General features: G+C 69.7%; 17 protein-coding genes. 8 read left to right on the top strand and 9 right to left on the bottom strand.

The window, feature by feature from the left end; all coding sequences use genetic code 11:
- Window positions 1-75: 75 nt before the first annotated feature.
- A complete protein-coding gene (gene hemC / locus B1991_RS15670) occupies window positions 76-999 on the top strand; it encodes a hydroxymethylbilane synthase (protein ID WP_136259614.1) in 924 nt (307 codons plus the stop codon).
- A gap of 118 nt (window positions 1000-1117) precedes the next feature.
- Here hemC and B1991_RS15665 read toward each other — a convergent pair whose 3' ends face one another.
- On the bottom strand, window positions 1118-1915 hold the full coding sequence (locus B1991_RS15665) for a DUF481 domain-containing protein (protein WP_136259613.1): 798 nt from the start codon (window positions 1913-1915) through the stop codon (window positions 1118-1120).
- A gap of 146 nt (window positions 1916-2061) precedes the next feature.
- Between B1991_RS15665 and B1991_RS15660 the strand changes: the two genes are divergently transcribed.
- Entirely contained in the window at window positions 2062-3033 is a 972-nt protein-coding gene (locus B1991_RS15660) for a helix-turn-helix transcriptional regulator (RefSeq protein ID WP_136259612.1), read from the top strand.
- A gap of 241 nt (window positions 3034-3274) precedes the next feature.
- On the opposite strand, the gene B1991_RS15655 is transcribed toward B1991_RS15660, so the two are convergent.
- Entirely contained in the window at window positions 3275-5035 is a 1761-nt protein-coding gene (locus B1991_RS15655) for an SLC13 family permease (RefSeq protein ID WP_136259611.1), read from the bottom strand.
- Between the two features lie 200 nt (window positions 5036-5235).
- Between B1991_RS15655 and B1991_RS15650 the strand changes: the two genes are divergently transcribed.
- Window positions 5236-6183 carry a patatin-like phospholipase family protein gene (locus tag B1991_RS15650; protein WP_136259610.1) on the top strand — a complete coding sequence of 316 codons (948 nt, stop codon included), beginning with the start codon at window positions 5236-5238 and terminating at the stop codon, window positions 6181-6183.
- A gap of 9 nt (window positions 6184-6192) precedes the next feature.
- Here the strand turns inward: B1991_RS15650 and B1991_RS15645 are convergent, their stop codons facing one another.
- Both B1991_RS15645 and B1991_RS15640 read right to left on the bottom strand, forming a co-directional pair.
- A complete protein-coding gene (locus B1991_RS15645) occupies window positions 6193-6561 on the bottom strand; it encodes a DUF488 domain-containing protein (protein WP_136259609.1) in 369 nt (122 codons plus the stop codon).
- Window positions 6562-6625: 64 nt separating this feature from the next.
- Window positions 6626-7342 carry a glycosyltransferase gene (locus B1991_RS15640; RefSeq protein ID WP_136259608.1) on the bottom strand — a complete coding sequence of 239 codons (717 nt, stop codon included), beginning with the start codon at window positions 7340-7342 and terminating at the stop codon, window positions 6626-6628.
- A 169-nt stretch (window positions 7343-7511) separates the two neighbouring features.
- Between B1991_RS15640 and bufA1 the strand changes: the two genes are divergently transcribed.
- The 4 genes from bufA1 to B1991_RS15620 are packed head-to-tail and all read left to right on the top strand — an operon-like array spanning window position 7512 to window position 9924.
- On the top strand, window positions 7512-7820 hold the full coding sequence (gene bufA1, locus B1991_RS15635) for a BufA1 family periplasmic bufferin-type metallophore (RefSeq protein WP_136259607.1): 309 nt from the start codon (window positions 7512-7514) through the stop codon (window positions 7818-7820).
- Window positions 7821-7825: 5 nt separating this feature from the next.
- Window positions 7826-8692 carry an MNIO family bufferin maturase gene (bufB, locus tag B1991_RS15630; RefSeq protein WP_246031201.1) on the top strand — a complete coding sequence of 289 codons (867 nt, stop codon included), beginning with the start codon at window positions 7826-7828 and terminating at the stop codon, window positions 8690-8692.
- Complete coding sequence (locus tag B1991_RS15625; protein WP_136259606.1) at window positions 8667-9422, top strand: HvfC/BufC N-terminal domain-containing protein; 756 nt, start codon at window positions 8667-8669, stop codon at window positions 9420-9422. The genes bufB and B1991_RS15625 overlap by 26 nt, the downstream gene beginning before the upstream one ends.
- Window positions 9423-9453: 31 nt before the next feature.
- Window positions 9454-9924, top strand: a complete 471-nt coding sequence (locus B1991_RS15620) for a DoxX family protein (protein ID WP_136259605.1) — start codon at window positions 9454-9456, stop codon at window positions 9922-9924.
- Window positions 9925-10017: 93 nt separating this feature from the next.
- Here B1991_RS15620 and B1991_RS15615 read toward each other — a convergent pair whose 3' ends face one another.
- The 5 genes from B1991_RS15615 to B1991_RS15595 form a co-directional block, all read right to left on the bottom strand.
- Window positions 10018-10785: a DUF3379 family protein gene (locus tag B1991_RS15615; RefSeq protein ID WP_136259604.1), complete on the bottom strand. Its 768-nt coding sequence runs from the start codon at window positions 10783-10785 to the stop codon at window positions 10018-10020.
- Window positions 10772-11317 (bottom strand): sigma-70 family RNA polymerase sigma factor, encoded by a 546-nt coding sequence (locus B1991_RS15610; RefSeq protein WP_136259603.1) that lies wholly within the window; start codon window positions 11315-11317, stop codon window positions 10772-10774. The genes B1991_RS15615 and B1991_RS15610 overlap by 14 nt, the downstream gene beginning before the upstream one ends.
- 12 nt (window positions 11318-11329) lie before the next feature.
- Window positions 11330-12199 (bottom strand): ParB/RepB/Spo0J family partition protein, encoded by an 870-nt coding sequence (locus B1991_RS15605; RefSeq protein WP_210772155.1) that lies wholly within the window; start codon window positions 12197-12199, stop codon window positions 11330-11332.
- A 3-nt stretch (window positions 12200-12202) separates the two neighbouring features.
- Complete coding sequence (locus tag B1991_RS15600) at window positions 12203-13066, bottom strand: ParA family protein (protein WP_136259602.1); 864 nt, start codon at window positions 13064-13066, stop codon at window positions 12203-12205.
- A gap of 123 nt (window positions 13067-13189) precedes the next feature.
- Window positions 13190-14278: an ABC transporter ATP-binding protein gene (locus B1991_RS15595; protein WP_136259601.1), complete on the bottom strand. Its 1089-nt coding sequence runs from the start codon at window positions 14276-14278 to the stop codon at window positions 13190-13192.
- A gap of 272 nt (window positions 14279-14550) precedes the next feature.
- Here B1991_RS15595 and B1991_RS15590 point away from each other — a divergent pair, with 272 nt between their 5' ends.
- Complete coding sequence (locus B1991_RS15590; RefSeq protein ID WP_136259600.1) at window positions 14551-15912, top strand: GH1 family beta-glucosidase; 1362 nt, start codon at window positions 14551-14553, stop codon at window positions 15910-15912.
- Window positions 15913-15984: the final 72 nt, after the last annotated feature.

The following is a 15984-nucleotide window of genomic DNA, read 5'->3' as shown; positions in this document are numbered from 1 at the left end:
AAACGTCGCGGGCCGGTCACGTCGCAGCGGGCCGGTCAACTACAATGAGACCTTGCCGACCGTTGCGGAGTTCCAATGAACCCTTCCACCTTGCGCATCGCCACCCGCAAGAGCGCGCTGGCGCTGTGGCAGGCCGAACACGTCGCCGCGCTGCTGCGCGCGGCGCATCCCGGGCTGGACGTGGAGCTGGTGCCGCTGTCCACCCGCGGCGACGAGATCCTCGACCAGCCGCTGGCCACCATCGGCGGCAAGGGGCTGTTCCTCAAGGAGCTGGAAGTGGCCATGCTGGAAGGCCGCGCCGAACTGGCCGTGCATTCGCTGAAAGACGTGCCGGCGCAGCTGGAGAGCGGCTTCACCCTGCCGGCGATCCTGCCGCGCGCCGATGCCGCCGACGCCTTCGTCAGCAACCATTACACGGAGCTGGCCGCGCTGCCCTGCGGCGCACGGGTGGGCACCTCCTCGCTGCGCCGGCAGGCGCAGCTGCGTGCACTGCGACCGGACCTGGTGCTGCGCGACCTGCGCGGCAACGTCGGCACCCGGCTGGGCAAGCTCGATGCCGGCGATTACGACGCGATCGTGCTGGCCTGCGCCGGGTTGGAACGCCTCGGCCTGGCCTCGCGCATCGTCTCGCGGCTGGCCGCGCCGGACTGGTTGCCCGCCCCCGGGCAGGCTGCCATCGCGATCGAGGCACGCGAGGGCCAGCCGGCGGTGCTGGACCTGCTCGCCGCGCTGGACGACGCCGACACGCGGCTCACGGTGAGCGCCGAGCGTGCGATGAACCAGGCGCTGGGCGGCAGCTGCACGGTGCCGGTCGGGGCCTGGTGCATGCTGGGCGAACACGGCCTGCATCTGCGCGGCCTGGTCGGCGATGCCGCCAGCGGGCAGTTGCTGCATGCCGAGGGGAGTGCGCCGGCAGACCAGGCGATGGCGCTGGGCGAACAGGTGGCGCAGGCGTTGCTGGCGCAGGGTGCGGCGCGGTGGTTGCAGGCGAATAGCTGAAGCTGCAGGCGAGTTTCTGCTTCGCGCTCAGCCCGTACCCTCACCCCAACCCCTCTCCCGGAGGGAGAGGGGCTAGAAGCGTGGCGCTTGCACGAATCCCGAATCCCGAATCCCGGCTCTAAAAGCTGTACACCAGATTCGTCGTCGTCAGCGTGTCGGTCTTCTTCACGCCCGGCTGCACGTCGCTGTTGTGGCGGATCTGGAAGCCCACTTTCAGGGCCAGCTTCTTGGTCATGCTGACGGCCAGGCCGGCGTCGTTCTGCATGTAGGTGTTCTTGGAGCCCGCTTCGGTGAGGAACGTGTCCTCGAAGGCGGTGTTGGCACTCAGCTTGAACTTGTAGTTGATCAGGCCGCGGGCCACCACCTCGCCCTCGGTGGGCTGGCGCTGGGGGACGAGCACGCCGTCGACCAGTACCTCGGTGTCGGCCGGCCGGTAGCGCTTGTAGCCGGGGCCGATTTCGAACGACAGCTCGTTGCGCTCGTCCTTCAGCGCGATGTAGCCGTAGCCCAGCGAGACCGTGCCCTGCCACAGGTTGGCACCGAAGTCGTCGTGCTCGTAGCGGGCCGCGCCCACGATGTAGCTGCGCGTGTCCAGCTTCAGGCCGACCGAGGCGCCGGCGTCGTAGCGGTTGGCGGTGGTGTTGAACTGCTCGATCGTGTTGCCGGCGGTATCCACGATCTTCTGCTCGCTCTTGGAGCGCAGCGCGTCAATGAAGAAGTTGTTCTTCCACTGGTCGTTCTCCTGGCTCAGGCCGAGCTTGGCGTTGATGTTCTCCGAGCGCGAGTTGCCGGTGGAGGAGGCAAAGCCGAATTCACCCGAACCGCTCCAGCCGCCGCGATTGGCTGCGTCCTGGGCGTGGGCGGCGAAGCTGGCGAAACCGGCCAGCAGCAGGCCGCCGATCAGGGTCTTGTTCATGCCGATATCCATTTGTTAAAGATTGGTAACAGCGTACCTTAACTTGGCGGCTTGAACTCCCAGTGAATGCCGCCCGTGCCGGGGGCGACTTGCAGCCGCCAGGGTGCGCCACCATGCTAGGACGCGCCCTGCCCGAGACGTCCCGAATGGATCGCTACGAACGGATATTGACCCTGCATCGCCTGCTGAAAGCGGCGCACTACCCGGTGCCGTTGTCGCGCCTGATGGGCGAGCTGGAATGCTCGCGCGCCACGCTGTACCGCGACATCGCCTTCCTGCGCGATGCGCTGGGCGCGCCGCTCGAGAGCGCCGGCACCGACCAGGCGGCGTTCCGCTACGAAGCCGGCGAAGGCGAGAAGTTCGAACTGCCCGGCTTGTGGCTCACCTCCGACGAACTGGCCTCGCTGCTGGCGCTCAACGAACTGATCAGTCGCTCCGGCCCCGGCGTGCTGGCCGGCACGCTGGCGCCGTTCAAGGCGCGCATCGAGGGCCTGCTGTCGCACCAGGGCAGCGGCAAGGCGCTGCCGATCGAGCGCATCCGGGTGATCCCGTGGGGCGAGCGCAAGCTCGACCAGCAGGTGTTTCGCGTGGTCGCCGGCGCGGTGCTCGAGCGGCGCCAGCTGCGCTTCCGCTACCGCGCGCGCACCACCAATGCCGACAGCCGCCGGCTGGTCTCGCCGCAGCGGCTGACCCACTACCGCGACAACTGGTACCTCGACGTGTGGGACCACGACCGCGAGGCGCTGCGCAGCTTCGCGGTCGACCGCATCGCCGAGGCGCAGGCACAGGACGCGCCCGCGCGCGACGTCACCGACAGCGAGCTCAACGAACTGCTCGCCTCCAGCTACGGCATCTTCGCCGGCAAGCCCAAGGCCTGGGCCACCATCCGCTTCTCCGCCCATGCCGCGCGCTGGGTTTCCGACGAACATTGGCACTCGCAGCAACAGGGCGAATGGCTCCCCGACGGCCGCTACGAACTGAAGCTGCCCTACTCCAACTCCAAGGAGTTGCTGATGGACGTGCTCAAGTACGGCCCCGACGCCGAGGTCATCGCCCCGCTGCCGCTGCGCGAGGAAATGAAGATCCTGCTGCAGCTGGCGCTGTCAGGCTATGCCTGACAGCAAAAAATGGGCCTCCATCAAGGCGACGGGCTTCCCGACGCCCTGATGCACGAAGGCACCAACCCGCACGGCACGTTTGCCTCCTCTCCCCTCGGGAGAGGATTGAGGTGAGGGGCCGGCGTGCGACGAAACTTGTTCGAAGACCGCTCCGATGAAGCGTCGATGAATCCGTGAGCCCCCTCCCCGACCCTCCCCCCCGCGGGGGGGAGGGAGCGAACGCAAGAGGCGCTTTATTTCATCAAAACGGCCAGAACTTCGGAATCAGCCACATCGACAGCGCGCAGAAGATGGCGATCAGCGGGATGCCGACCTTCATGAAGTCGGTGAAGCGGTAACCGCCGGCGTAATAGACCATGGTGTTGGTGGGGTAGCCGACCGGGGTCGCGAACGAGGTGGCGGCGGCGAAGGCGACCGCGACGACGAACGGGCGCGGGTCCACGTGCATGGCGTGGGCGACCGACACGGCGATGCCGACCATCAGCACCACCGAGGGGTTGTGGCCCATCAGTTCGGTGAGCAGGGCAGTCAGCAGGTAGACCATCAGCAGGCCGGCCAGCGGGCCGTGCTCGCCGACCACGCCCAACCCCGCCCGCACCAGTTCCTGCGACAGGCCGCTGCGTTCGATCGCGATACCCAGCGGCAGGATCGCGCCGAGCAGGATGATGATCTTCCAGTCCACGCCCTCGTAGACGTCCTTGCGGCCGAAGCAGCCGGTGAGCGCCATCGCCACCGCACCGCAGATCGCCGCGATCGGGATCGGCAGCCAGTGCAGGCCGGAAGCCACCACCACGCCGGCCATGATCGCTGCGGCATAGAACGCCTTGCGCGGCGTGCGGTGCGCTTCCTCGCGCTCGCTCAGCACGATGAAGGCCTCATCGTTGCGCAGGTTGGACAGCGCCTCGTCGTCGATCAGCACCAGCAGCACGTCGCCCACCGCCAGACGGACATCGCTGAGCTTGTCGCGCAGCAGCTGGCCGCGACGATGGATCGCCAGCGCCACCGCGTCGTAGCGCCAGTGCAGGCCGGTTTCCTCCAACTGGCGGCCCTCCATCGGGCTGGCCGGCGCGATCATCAGTTCCACCATCACCCGCGAGCGGGCGTCACCGGTGGCGTAGCGGCGGTCCGGCGCGTTGCGCAGGCCGGCGCGGCGCTGGAAATCCTCGATCTTCTCCCAGTCGCCGCGCACCAGCAGCACGTCGCCGACGGCGATCTCCTGGCTGCGCGGGGACCACATGCGCCGCTCGCCGCGCAGCAGCTCCAGCGGATAGACGCCATAACGCTCGCCCAGCTTCGCATCGGCGATGCTGCCGCCGACCAGCGCGGACTGCTCGGTCACCTCCAGCTCGGTGACGTATTTGCCGATCTCCTCCTGCACCGGCAGCTGGGTGTCGATCTCGCGCGGCAGCAGCCAGCGGCCGACCAGCATCAGGTAGACGATGCCGACCACGGCCAGGACCGCGCCCATGCGGGTGAACTCGAACACCCCGAACGCCACCATCCCGTGCTTCTGCGCCAGCGTGTCGGCGAGCAGGTTGGAGGAGGTGCCGATCAGGGTGCACACGCCGCCCATCTGCGCGGCGTAGGCCATCGGCATCAGCACGCGACCGGGTGAGGTGTGCGTGCGCTGGCACACGCGCAACGCCAGCGGCAGGAAGGTGGCCACCAGCGCGATGTTCTTGACGAATGCGCCCAGCGGCGCGATCGCCAGCATCAGCGCCAGGGTCAGCACCCACGGCCGCTTGATCCGCATCAGCCAGCGGCTCAGCGGATCGAGCGCGCCGGAGCGCTCGATGCCCAGGCTGAGCGCGAACATCGCTGCCACCGTCACCGTGGCCTCGTTGCTGAAGCCGCTGAGCGCCTCCACCGGGGTGACGATACCCAGGATCACCAGGCTGGCCAGCACCAGCAGCGCGATCAGGTCGATGCGCAGCTTCTCGCTGGCGAACAGCGCCATCGCCAGCACGATCACCGCGACCGTGGCCCATGCCTGCCAGCTCATGCAACGCGCCCCGGCGCAAGCGGGCGGGCGGGCCTGGACGGCGCGGTGGATCGGAATGGAGCCATGCAGGTTTCCGCGGGGGTGGATGGGCGCCGCTTGCTGCCACGGCACCGGTCATACTAACCAGCCACGCCGCCAGCCGCTCGCCTGTGGCGCAGCTTGCGCGCGGCGGCGCCCACGATTCGTGATTGAATGGGGCCATGAAGGCCCCCGAATCCGAATCCGCGGACCCGTTGCCGGCGCCTGCCGGCGAGCGGGCGCCCACCGTGGCGCTGGCGCTCGGCGCCGGCGGCGCCAAGGGGCTGGCGCACATCGGCGTGATCGAGGAAATCGAGGCGCAGGGCTACCGCATCGTGGCGATCGCCGGCAGCTCGATGGGCGCGCTGATCGGCGGCATCCATGCCATGGGCAAGCTCGATGTCTACCGCGACTGGGTCGGCGCGCTGGCCCGCTTCGACGTGCTGCGGCTGGTCGACTGGACCTTTTCCGGCGGCGGCCTGATCAAGGGCGAGAAGATCATCGGCACGCTGCGCGGGCTGATCGGCGACACCCTGATCGAGGAGCTGCCGCTGGCTTTCACCGCGGTGGCGACTGACCTGGACCGCGGCCGCGAGGTGTGGCTGTCGCGCGGCAACCTGTTCGACGCGATCCGCGCCTCGATCGCCGTGCCCACGGTGTTCCGCCCGCACCACCTCAACGGCCACCGCATGGTCGACGGCGCCCTGCTCAACCCGGTGCCGGTCACGCCGCTGATCGGCGTGGAGGCCGACTACCTGGTGGCGGTCAGCGTGGACGGCCTGGCCGAGGCGACCACCGCCCCGGTGGAGGAAAGCGCCACCGAGCAGGACGCCGGCTATCGCCACCGCATCGGCGAATTCATCGGCCGGCTGATCCCGCGCGGCGAGGAGCAGCCGCGCGAGCCGGGCACCTTCGACACCCTGAACCAGGCCATGGACCTGATGCAGGCGAACCTGTCGCGGCTGCGCCTGGCCGCCTACGAACCGGACCTGCTGATCACCCTGCCGCGCAACATCGCCAGCGTCTACGAGTTCTACCGCGCCCGCGAGCTGATCGAGCGCGGCCGCCTGCAGGCGCGCGATGCGCTGGCCGGGTGGTCGCGCCCGGACCGGCCGCTGCGCGCGCGCTGAGCGGCGCGCTCAGCGCGGCCCGTGCGTGCGCAGCCAGTGCTGCAGGTAGTCGCGCAGCACGAGGGCGCCGTTGTGCTCCTCGTCGCGCGCGCTGTAGATCAGGGTGACCTTGTGCCGCGCCGAGCGTTCGGCCAGCGGCTGCCAGTATTCGGCCAGGCCGTCCAGTTCGCTGGCGTAGCGATGGCGGAAGCCGTCCCAGCGCGCCGGGTCGTGGCCGAACCACTTGCGCAGCGCCGTGGACGGCGCCAGCTCCCTGGCCCACTGGTCCAGCGGCACCTCTTCCTTTTTCATGCCGCGCGGCCACAGCCGCTCCACCAGCACGCGATAACCGTCGTCTTTCGCGGGCGCTTCGTATGCACGCTTGATCGCGAGGGTCATGGCGTTCTCCTGCAATGAAACCGTCCAAGCATACGACTGGCGCGGCGACGCCGCCTGACCCGGGTCAGAGTTCCTCCACTTCGGTCACCTTGCCCCGGCGCATCAGCCAGGCCACGCCGCGCAGGTCGGCCAGCCCCACCCACAGCCGGTCCAGCATGCCGTACTTGGAAACCCCGGCGGTGCGCGGGCGATGGCCCACCGGCACGCTGGTACTCTGGAAACCGGCGCGCTTGACCAGCGCCGGCAGGTAGCGGTGCATGTGGTCGAAGTACGGCAGGCGCAAAAACACCTCGCGCTCGAACAGCTTCAGTCCGCAGCCGGTGTCGGGGGTGGCGTCGCGCAGCATGCGCGAGCGCACCGCGTTGGCGATCTTCGAGGAGATCCGCTTGTTGAAGCTGTCGCGGCGGGTGGTGCGCCAGCCGGCGAACAGCTTCACCCCGGCCGGGGCGCCGTCGCGCGCGGCGAGCAGTTTCGGGATGTCGGCCGGATCGTTCTGGCCGTCGCCGTCCAGCGTGGCGATCCACGCCCCGCGCGCCGCGCGCACGCCGTTCCACACCGCGGTGCTCTGGCCGCTGCGGGTGACGTGGTGCAGCACGCGCAGCTCGGGGTGCAGCGCCTTCTGCGCCTCGAGCACAGCGCGGCTGTCGTCGCTGGAGTCGTCGTCGATGTAGATCACTTCGTAATCCACCGCGCCGCGCAGCGCGGCGGCGATCTCGGCCAGCAGCGGCGGGATGTTGTCGCGCTCGTTGAATACGGGGACGACGACGGAGAGTTGCGGCATGGGGCGGGCCTTTCAGCGGAAACGGGCGCCGCGCAGGGCGGCGAACGCGCAGTTTAATGCCTGCCGGCACGAACCGTCGGCAGCGGGCGCGAAACCCGTTGTAAGGAAATCCACGTCCACCGGGTCATCTACCGCAGCCGGAATTGTCCGGCATCCACGGGAGAGACCCATGCAAGCCCAGACCATCCTCAGCTCCGCCTTGCTCAGCCTGCTCGCCGCCGGCGCGCTCGGCGCCGCCACGACCGCCCATGCCGCCGACAAGATGGCCGCCAGCGCCACCCAGAAGTGCTACGGCGTCAACGCCGCGATGAAGAACGACTGCCAGTCCCCGGGCCATTCCTGCGCCGGCCAGGACAGCAAGGCGCGCGATCCGCAGGCCTTCGTGGCGGTGCCCGCCGGCCTGTGCGCCAAGCTCGATGGCGGTTCGCTGCAGCCCCACGCCGCCATGTCGCACGACGCCATGATGAAAAAGAGCTGACAGCCGTGCCCTCGTCACGCCCCGTGCGTGCGCAGCCGATCCCGACGAGCGTCGGGATCGGGTTGCGGCCGTCGCACGTCGCGCACGTGCTGCAACACCGGCCCGCCGTGCCGTTCTTCGAGCTGCACAGCGAGAATCTGTTCTGCGCCGGCGGTGCGCTGTGGGATGCGTTCGACGCGCTGCGCCGCGACTACCCGGTGAGCCTGCACGGCGTGGGCCTGTCGCTGGGCTCGGCCGATCCGCTCGATCCCGCCCACCTCGCCGCGCTGCGCGCACTGGTGCAACGCGCCGAGCCCGCGCTGGTGTCCGAGCACGTGTGCTGGGGCGCCATCGGCGGGCGCCACTACAACGACCTGCTGCCGCTGCCCTACACCGAGGAAGCGCTGGAGCTGATGGTGGCGCGCGTGGGCCAGTTGCAGGAAGCGCTGGGCCGCCGCGTGCTGGTGGAGAACGTCTCCAGCTACATCCATTTCAGCCACTCGGCGCTGAGCGAGTGGGAGTTCCTTGCCGCACTCGCCGCGCGCAGCGGCTGCGGCCTGCTGCTGGACGTCAACAACGTCTACGTCAACAGCGTCAACCACGGCTTCGACGCGCAACGCTTCATCGACGGCATCCCCGCCGACGCGGTGGGCGAACTGCACCTGGCCGGCTTCACCCGCAAGCAGGGGCTGGGCGGCGACCTGCTGATCGACTCGCACGACCAGCGCGTCGATGCCGCCGTGTGGGCGCTGTACGGCGACACGCTGGCCCGCCTCGGGGCCAGGCCCACCCTGATCGAATGGGACCAGCACCTGCCCGATTTCGCCGTGCTGGAAGACGAGGCACGGCTCGCCACGGAGCATCTCGATGTCGTCGCCGCCCTCGCTGCGTGAGCTGCAGCACGCGTTCGCCGGCGCCATCGTGGACGGCGCCGCGCCCGCGCTGGAGCCGTGGATCGCCGCGCGCGGCATCGCGCCGGCCGCCCGCCTGCGCATCTATCGAAACGCCAACCTCGCGATCCATGTCGACGCGCTGGCCACCAGTTTTCCCGCGCTGCAGCGCCTGCTCGGCGAGGACTGCTTCGACGGCCTCGCCACCCGCCACGCCGCGTATCGCGGCAACCGCAGCGGCAACCTGCAGGACTACGGTGCCGACTTCGCCGCGTTCGTGGCCGCGCAGCCGGAAACCGCGCTCTGGCCCTGGCTGGGTGACGTGGCGCGGCTGGAATGGCTGCGCCAGGAAGTGGCGCTGGCCGCCGATGCCGCGCCCGCCGATGCCGCGGCCCTGGTCGCCGCGCTGGCCGACGCGGACCACCCGCCGCACCTGCGGCCCTGCGTGCGCGTGCTGTCCTGCGCCTGGGCGGTGCTCGATCTGTGGCGCCATGCACAGGCGCCGGAACACGACGCCATCGACCCCGCCGCGCCGCAATCCGTGCTGCTGTGGCGCGAAGGCAGCCAGGTCGCGATGCGTGCCATCGCACCTGCGCAGGCCGCGTTCGTGGCCGCGCTGCGGCGCGGATCATCGCTCGACCTGGCGCTCGCCGCCGCACAGCTGATCGACCCGCAGGCGTCACCTGAAGCCCTGCTGCGCCCCCTGCTCGAACACGCGCTGCTCGCCGCGTGATCCGTCATCCACCCTGCCAGGAATCGCCCGCATGAACACCACCGTCGCCATCGCCCGCTGGTCGCGCCTCACCGCGCAACTCGCCGTGCTTACCCCGCTTGCCCTGCTGCTGTTCCGCGTGTTCGTGGCGCTCGCGTTCTGGCGCGCCGGCACGGTGAAGTGGGACGACCCCAGCGGTACCGCCTACCTGTTCGACAACGAATACCAGGTGCCCCTGCTCGCCCCCGCGCTGGCCGCCACGCTCGCCACCTGGACCGAGCTGGTGCTGCCGTGGTTTCTCGCCCTCGGCCTCGGCACCCGCGTGGTCGCCGCCGTGCTGTTCGTCTACAACATCGTCGCCGTGGTCTCCTATCCCGCGCTGTGGCCGAACGGCCTCTGGGCCGGCCTGATCGGCGGCGACTTCAACGACCACAAGGCCTGGGGGCTGATGCTGCTGGCCCTGGTGGCGCTCGGAGCAGGGCGGATTTCGCTGGACGCCGTGGTGAGCCGGCGGTTCCGATGACGGGACTTCCCATGCCCGTCGTGGCAGCGCGGAAGAAAGGGCACGAACGCCAGCCAGCAGCAGCAAGCCTTCGTGATCGGCTGCCGGTAAGCCTCAGGGTGCCAACCAGCCCGGCGCCTCGTTGACCGCACGGCGCTGCGCCGTCCGCGCGCCGCCCTCTCCATCTATCGCCACCCGCCAGTGGCGCGCCACCGCGTCGAACGGACGTGCGCCACCACGGTCGGTGAGCATCACCAGGGTGCCGTGTTGCAGCGGCACGATGCGGCCATGCCAGCCGTCGCGCTGGAAGTCGCTGGCCTTCGCCACCTGCTTGTGCGGCAGGTAGAGCACGGCGACCGGGGTGCCGCCGACGCGGCTGACCAGGTGCACGGTCTTGTAGGGGCCGACCGGGCAGTCGTGCACGTAGGTGACGTCGGCGGGGGCGGGGCCGCGCAGGCTGACGCCGCGCACCGCGAAGCCGTCGACGATGGCCGGAGCGCCGATGGGCTGGACGAGGTCGAGCGAGTGGATTTCGTCGGGCATGTGCGCGACGGCAAGCGCCGGCAGCGAGCGCGCATCCAGCTGCTTCCAGCCGTAGCCGCCGAGGCCGAGCGCGAGCAGCAGCGAGGCGGCCAGCGCGAACGCCAGCTGGCGGCGACGGGTCTGCTGGCGGCGCTCGCCGGTGGCCTGGGCCAGCAGCACGCGCTCGGCGAGGCCTTCGGGCACGGACACCTCGAGCGCGGCGTGCAGTTCGCGCTCGAAGGCCTGGGCGCGCTCCCACGCGGCGGCGCAGGCGGCGCAGCGGTCACGATGGGCGAGCAGCTCGGCCGCGCGCGAGTGCGGCTCGGCGCCGAGGCGGCGGCGGAACTCAAGGCAGTCCATGCTGCGCCTCCGGGCGGCCGCCCTGCAGGATGGATTTCAGCTTCTGCCGGGCACGGAACAACTGGGTCATCACCGCGCCGGGCTGCTGGTCAAGCTCGGCGGCGATCTCGTCGCAGCTCATGCCGCCCAGCACCTGCAGCAGCAGCGGTTCGCGATATTTGTGCGGCAATCGGGACATGGCTTCACGCAGTTCGGCGGCATCGCCGTGGCGCTCGGGGCTGGCCCAGGCGGCGTCCTCGGCGAGGTTGTCTTCCAGCTCGACGGTATCCAGCGCCTTGCGCTCATGCAGGCGCGCGTGTTCGCGACGCAGGATGGTCAGCAGCCACGGTTTGGCAGACTCGGCCTCGCGCAGCGCGTCGAGGCTTTTCCACGCGCGCAGCAAGGTCTCCTGCACCAGATCCTGGGCCAGCGCGTCCTGCCCGCACAGCCAGTAGGCGAAGCGGTACAGGTCGCCGGCGTGCGCGCGGGTCAGCGCCTCGAATTGACGTTGTCGGGAACTCACTGCCAGATAGACCGGCCCGGAGCGTTTCATCTTTCACCAAGGTCAGCGGATCTTGCCGAGGATGCCGTCGAGCTCGTCGTTGCTGTGATAGTGGATCACCAGCTTGCCGCGGCCGCCCTTGCCCTGGGCCAGCTCGACGCGGGTGGCGAAGCGCTCGCCCAGCTCGCGTTCCAGCGCGCTGATGTTCGGGTCGCGTGCCGGCGCGTGCCTGGCCTTGCCCTTGGGCGCGGTCTGCGCGCGGCGGGCGGCTTCCTCCAGCTCGCGCACGCTCCAGCCGAGGGTGACGGCCTGGCGCGCCAGCGGCACGGCGATGGACTCGTCCAGGGTGAGCAGGCAGCGGGCGTGGCCCATCTCCAGCTTGCCGTCGTCGAGCAGTTTCTTGATCGCCTCGGGCAGCTCGGTGAGCCGCAGCAGGTTGGACACCGAGGCGCGCGAGCGCCCCACCGCGTCGGCGGCCTGCTGGTGGGTGAGTTCGAAATCCTCGATCAGGCGCTTGAGGGCATCGGCTTCTTCCAGCGGAGTGAGATCCTGGCGCTGGATGTTCTCGATCAGCGCCATCGCCGGCACGGCCTGTTCGGCCACCTGCTTGATCAGCGCCGGGATCTCGCCCAGCTGCGCGCGCTGCGCGGCGCGCCAGCGGCGTTCGCCGGCGATCAACTCGTAGCGGTGCTTGCCAAGCTCGCGCACCACCACCGGCTGGATCAGGCCCTGCGCCTTGATCGAGGCGGCCAGTTCGTCCAGCGCCTCGTCGTTCCAGTGCCGCCGCGGCTGGTATTTGCCGGGCTGGATCTGCTCGATCGGCAGCGTGCGCAGCTCGCCCTCCTGTGCCAGCACCGACGGCGTACCTTCGCCGTCGCCGCCGAGCAGGGCGTCCAGCCCGCGTCCCAATCCACGTTTTTTCGCTGCTGCCATGCCTCAGTCCTGATGATTGGCGGCGGGTGCCTTGAGCAGCACGCCGTTGTGGTCGCCATGCGCGGCGGAGTCGACCTCGTCGACCGGCTCGGCGCGCGGCGGCAGCCCGCGTTCGCGCCGGATCACCTCGCCGGCCAGGCCGATGTAGGCGATCGCGCCGCGCGAGCTGCGGTCGTACAGGTGGATCGGCTGGCCGTGGCTGGGCGCCTCGGCCAGGCGCACGTTGCGCGGGATGATCGAGCGCAGCACCTTGTCGCCGAAATGCTGGGTGAGTTGTGCGGAAACCTCGTTGCCGAGGTTGTTGCGCACGTCGTACATGGTGCGCAGCAGGCCCTCGATCTCCAGTTTCGGATTGAGCCGGTGGCGCACTGCCTTGACCGTGTCGAGCAGGCTGGACAGGCCCTCCAGCGCGAAGTACTCGCACTGCACCGGGATCAGCACGCCGTCGGCGGCGGTCAGCGCGTTGAGGGTGAGCAGGTTGAGCGAGGGCGGACAGTCGATCAGGATGGTGTGGTACTTGTCCGCGACCTTGGCCAGCACGTCCTTCAGGCGATGCTCGCGCGCCAGCGCATCCATCAGCTTCAGCTCGGCGGCGGTGAGGTCGCCGTTGCCCGGCAGCACGTCGTAGTGCGCGTCGGTGGGCACGATCGCGGCGCTGATCTCCACTTCTTCCAGCAACACCTCGCAGCCGCTCAGCGTGACCTGGCGCTTGTCGATGCCCGAGGCCATGGTGGCATTGCCCTGCGGATCCAGGTCCACCAGCAATACCTTGCGCTTGGCCGCAGCCAGCGCGGCGGCCAGGTTGACTGCCGTGGTGGTCTTGCCGACGCCGCCTTTCTGGTTGGCGACAGCGATGATGCGGGCCATGGATCGAGGACTTTCCGTTCGCGAAGGACGGCTAGATTAGCATTGCCGCCCCCCCGTGCCTGCCCCGGCCAGGCCGGCTTGCCGCCGGTTGCGGCGGGGATCACGGTCCGGGGCCATCCAGCCTCAGGCGCCGATCCGCGTACCGCTGGCGCCGTCGAACAGGTGCAGGTGCGGCGAGGCCAGGCCCAGCGCGACGAGGCTGCCGGGCTCGGGCAGGCTGCGCGGCGCAACCCGCGCCACCAGCGGCAGCTCGCCGAAGCGCAGGTTGAGGAAGATCTCGTTGCCCACCGGTTCGACCACTTCCAGCCGCGCCTGCAAGGACGCGCCCTCGGCAGCCGGTTGCAGGTGTTCCGGGCGCACGCCCAGCACCACCTCGCGATCGCGCCAGGCCGCCCAGGCTTGGTCGGGCAGGGCATCGCCCAGCGCCAGTTCGCCTGCGGCGCAGGCCAGCCGCCAGCCGTCGCGCCGGTGCAGGGTGCCGCGCAGCAGGTTCATCGCCGGGCTGCCGAGGAAGCCGGCCACGAACACGTTGGCGGGCTTGTCGTACAGCGCCATCGGCGTGTCGATCTGCTGGATCATGCCGCCATCCAGCACCACGATGCGCTGGCCCAGGGTCATCGCCTCGATCTGGTCGTGGGTCACGTAGATCATGGTGGTGCCGAGCTGGCGATGCAGCCGGGCGATCTCCACCCGCATCGACAGGCGCAACCGGGCGTCGAGGTTGGACAGCGGCTCGTCGAGCAGGAACACCCGCGGCTCGCGCACCAGCGCCCGGCCCAGCGCCACGCGCTGGCGCTGGCCACCGGAAAGCGCGGCCGGGCGGGCGGCCAGCCGCGACTGCAGCCCCAGCGACTCGGCCACCGCCGCCACCTTCCGTGCGACCTCCGCCCGCGGCCGGCCGCGCAGCTTCAGCCCGAAGCCCAGGTTCTCGGCCACCGTCATGTGCGGGTACAGCGCGTAGTTCTGGAACACCATCGCGATGTCGCGATCCTTCGGCGCCACCTCGTTGACCACGCGGCCACCGATGCGCAGCGTGCCGTCGCTGATCGATTCCAGCCCCGCGATCATGCGCAGCAAGGTGGTCTTGCCGCAGCCGGAGGGCCCCACCAGCACCAGCAATTCGCCGTCGGCCACGGTGAAGCTGGCGCCGGCCACCGCGACGTGGCCGTCCGGGTAGACCTTGCGCAGGCGATCGAGCTGAACTTCGGCCATCGGCATCTCCGCAGCGGCGGCCGGTCGGCCGCATGGCCGGCGCCCTTCGCAGGCCGGCGGGCATTGGGCTATTCTGCCCATGTAAGCGTTTACATCAAAGCGCGGGCCTCAGAGCTTGTGAAGAAAACCACTTCCTGTGGTTTTCTTCTATCGCGAGTCCGGTACACGCCCGGACTCGCTCACGCGAATCAGGCACTTGCGTGCCCGATCCGCGTCCGGCCATCCATGGCCGGGCTTCAAGGTTGAAAAAGCACAACCTCTCAGGGAACCCCATGACCGCACCCCGATTCGTTTTCCCCGACGGTTTCCATTGGGGCGCCGCCACTTCCGCCTACCAGATCGAAGGCTCGCCGCTGGCCGACGGCGCCGGCCCCAGCATCTGGCAGCGCTTCGCGCACACGCCGGGGATGATGGCCAACGGCGACACCGGCGACGTCGCCTGCGACCACTACCGCCGTTACCGTGAAGACGTGCAGCTGATGAAGGCGCTGGGCCTCGACGGCTATCGCTTCAGCATCAACTGGGCGCGCGTGCTGCCCGAGGGCACCGGGCGGGTCAATCCGAAGGGGCTGGACTTCTATTCGCGACTGGTCGACGAGCTGCTGGAACACGGCATCGTGCCGAACGCCACGCTGTTCCACTGGGACCTGCCGGCGGCGCTGGACGATCGCGGCGGCTGGCTGAACCGCGACAGCGCGCACTGGTTCGCCGAGTACGCCGAGGTGATGTTCAAGGCGCTGGACGATCGCGTGCCGCGCTGGAGCACCCTGAACGAGCCGTGGGTGGTCACCGACGGCGGCTACCTGCACGGCGCGCTGGCACCGGGACACCGCAACAAGTACGAGGCGCCGATCGTCACGCACAACCTGATGCGCGCCAGCGGCGCCGGCATCCAGGCCTATCGCGCGCACGGCAGGCACGAGATCGGCGTGGTGTTCAACATCGAGCCGAAGTACCCGTACTCCGAAGGCGCCGAGGACATGGCCGCCACCGCCCGCGCGCACGCCTACATGAACCGGCAGTTCGCCGACCCTGCGCTGCTGGGCAGCTATCCGGACCAGCTCAAGGACATTTTCGGCGAGGCATGGCCGGATTTCCCGGCAGAGGATTTCGCGCTGACCCGCCAGCGCGTCGATTTCGTCGGCATCAACTACTACACGCGCGCAGTGGTCCGCCACGACGCGGACGCGTATCCGCTGCGCGCGGTGTCGGTGCGCCAGCCCAACCGCACCCACACCGAAACCGGTTGGGAAGTCTGTGCGCAGGGACTGACCGACACCCTGGTCTGGTTCAAGCAGCGCTACGGCGACATTCCGCTGTACATCACCGAGAACGGCGCCGCCTTCTACGACCCGCCGGTCGCCGAGGGCGGCGTGGTGGATGACCCGCTGCGCTGCGACTACCTGCGCAAGCACCTGCGCGCGTTGCATGCCGCAATCACCGCGGGCGTGGACGTGCGCGGCTATTACGCCTGGTCGCTGCTGGACAACCTGGAGTGGTCGCTGGGCTACTCCAAGCGCTTCGGCCTATACCACGTCGACTTCGCCACCCAGCAACGCACGGCCAAGGCCAGCGCAAAGCTGTACGCGCAGGTGATCGAAAGCAACGGCGCGGTGCTGGACACCCCACCGTAGGCGCAAACGTGGCCGGAACGTAGGGCGGGCACTGCCCGCCGCTCTCGCGGCAAGGGACGAACCGGCGGGCGG

Source organism: Rhodanobacter lindaniclasticus (genome assembly GCF_004799035.1).
In the GTDB taxonomy this organism is placed as follows: Bacteria; Pseudomonadota; Gammaproteobacteria; order Xanthomonadales; family Rhodanobacteraceae; genus Rhodanobacter; species Rhodanobacter lindaniclasticus.
The sequence above is the reverse complement of the archived record's forward strand: the minus strand, read 5'-3'. Positions and strand labels throughout refer to the sequence as shown.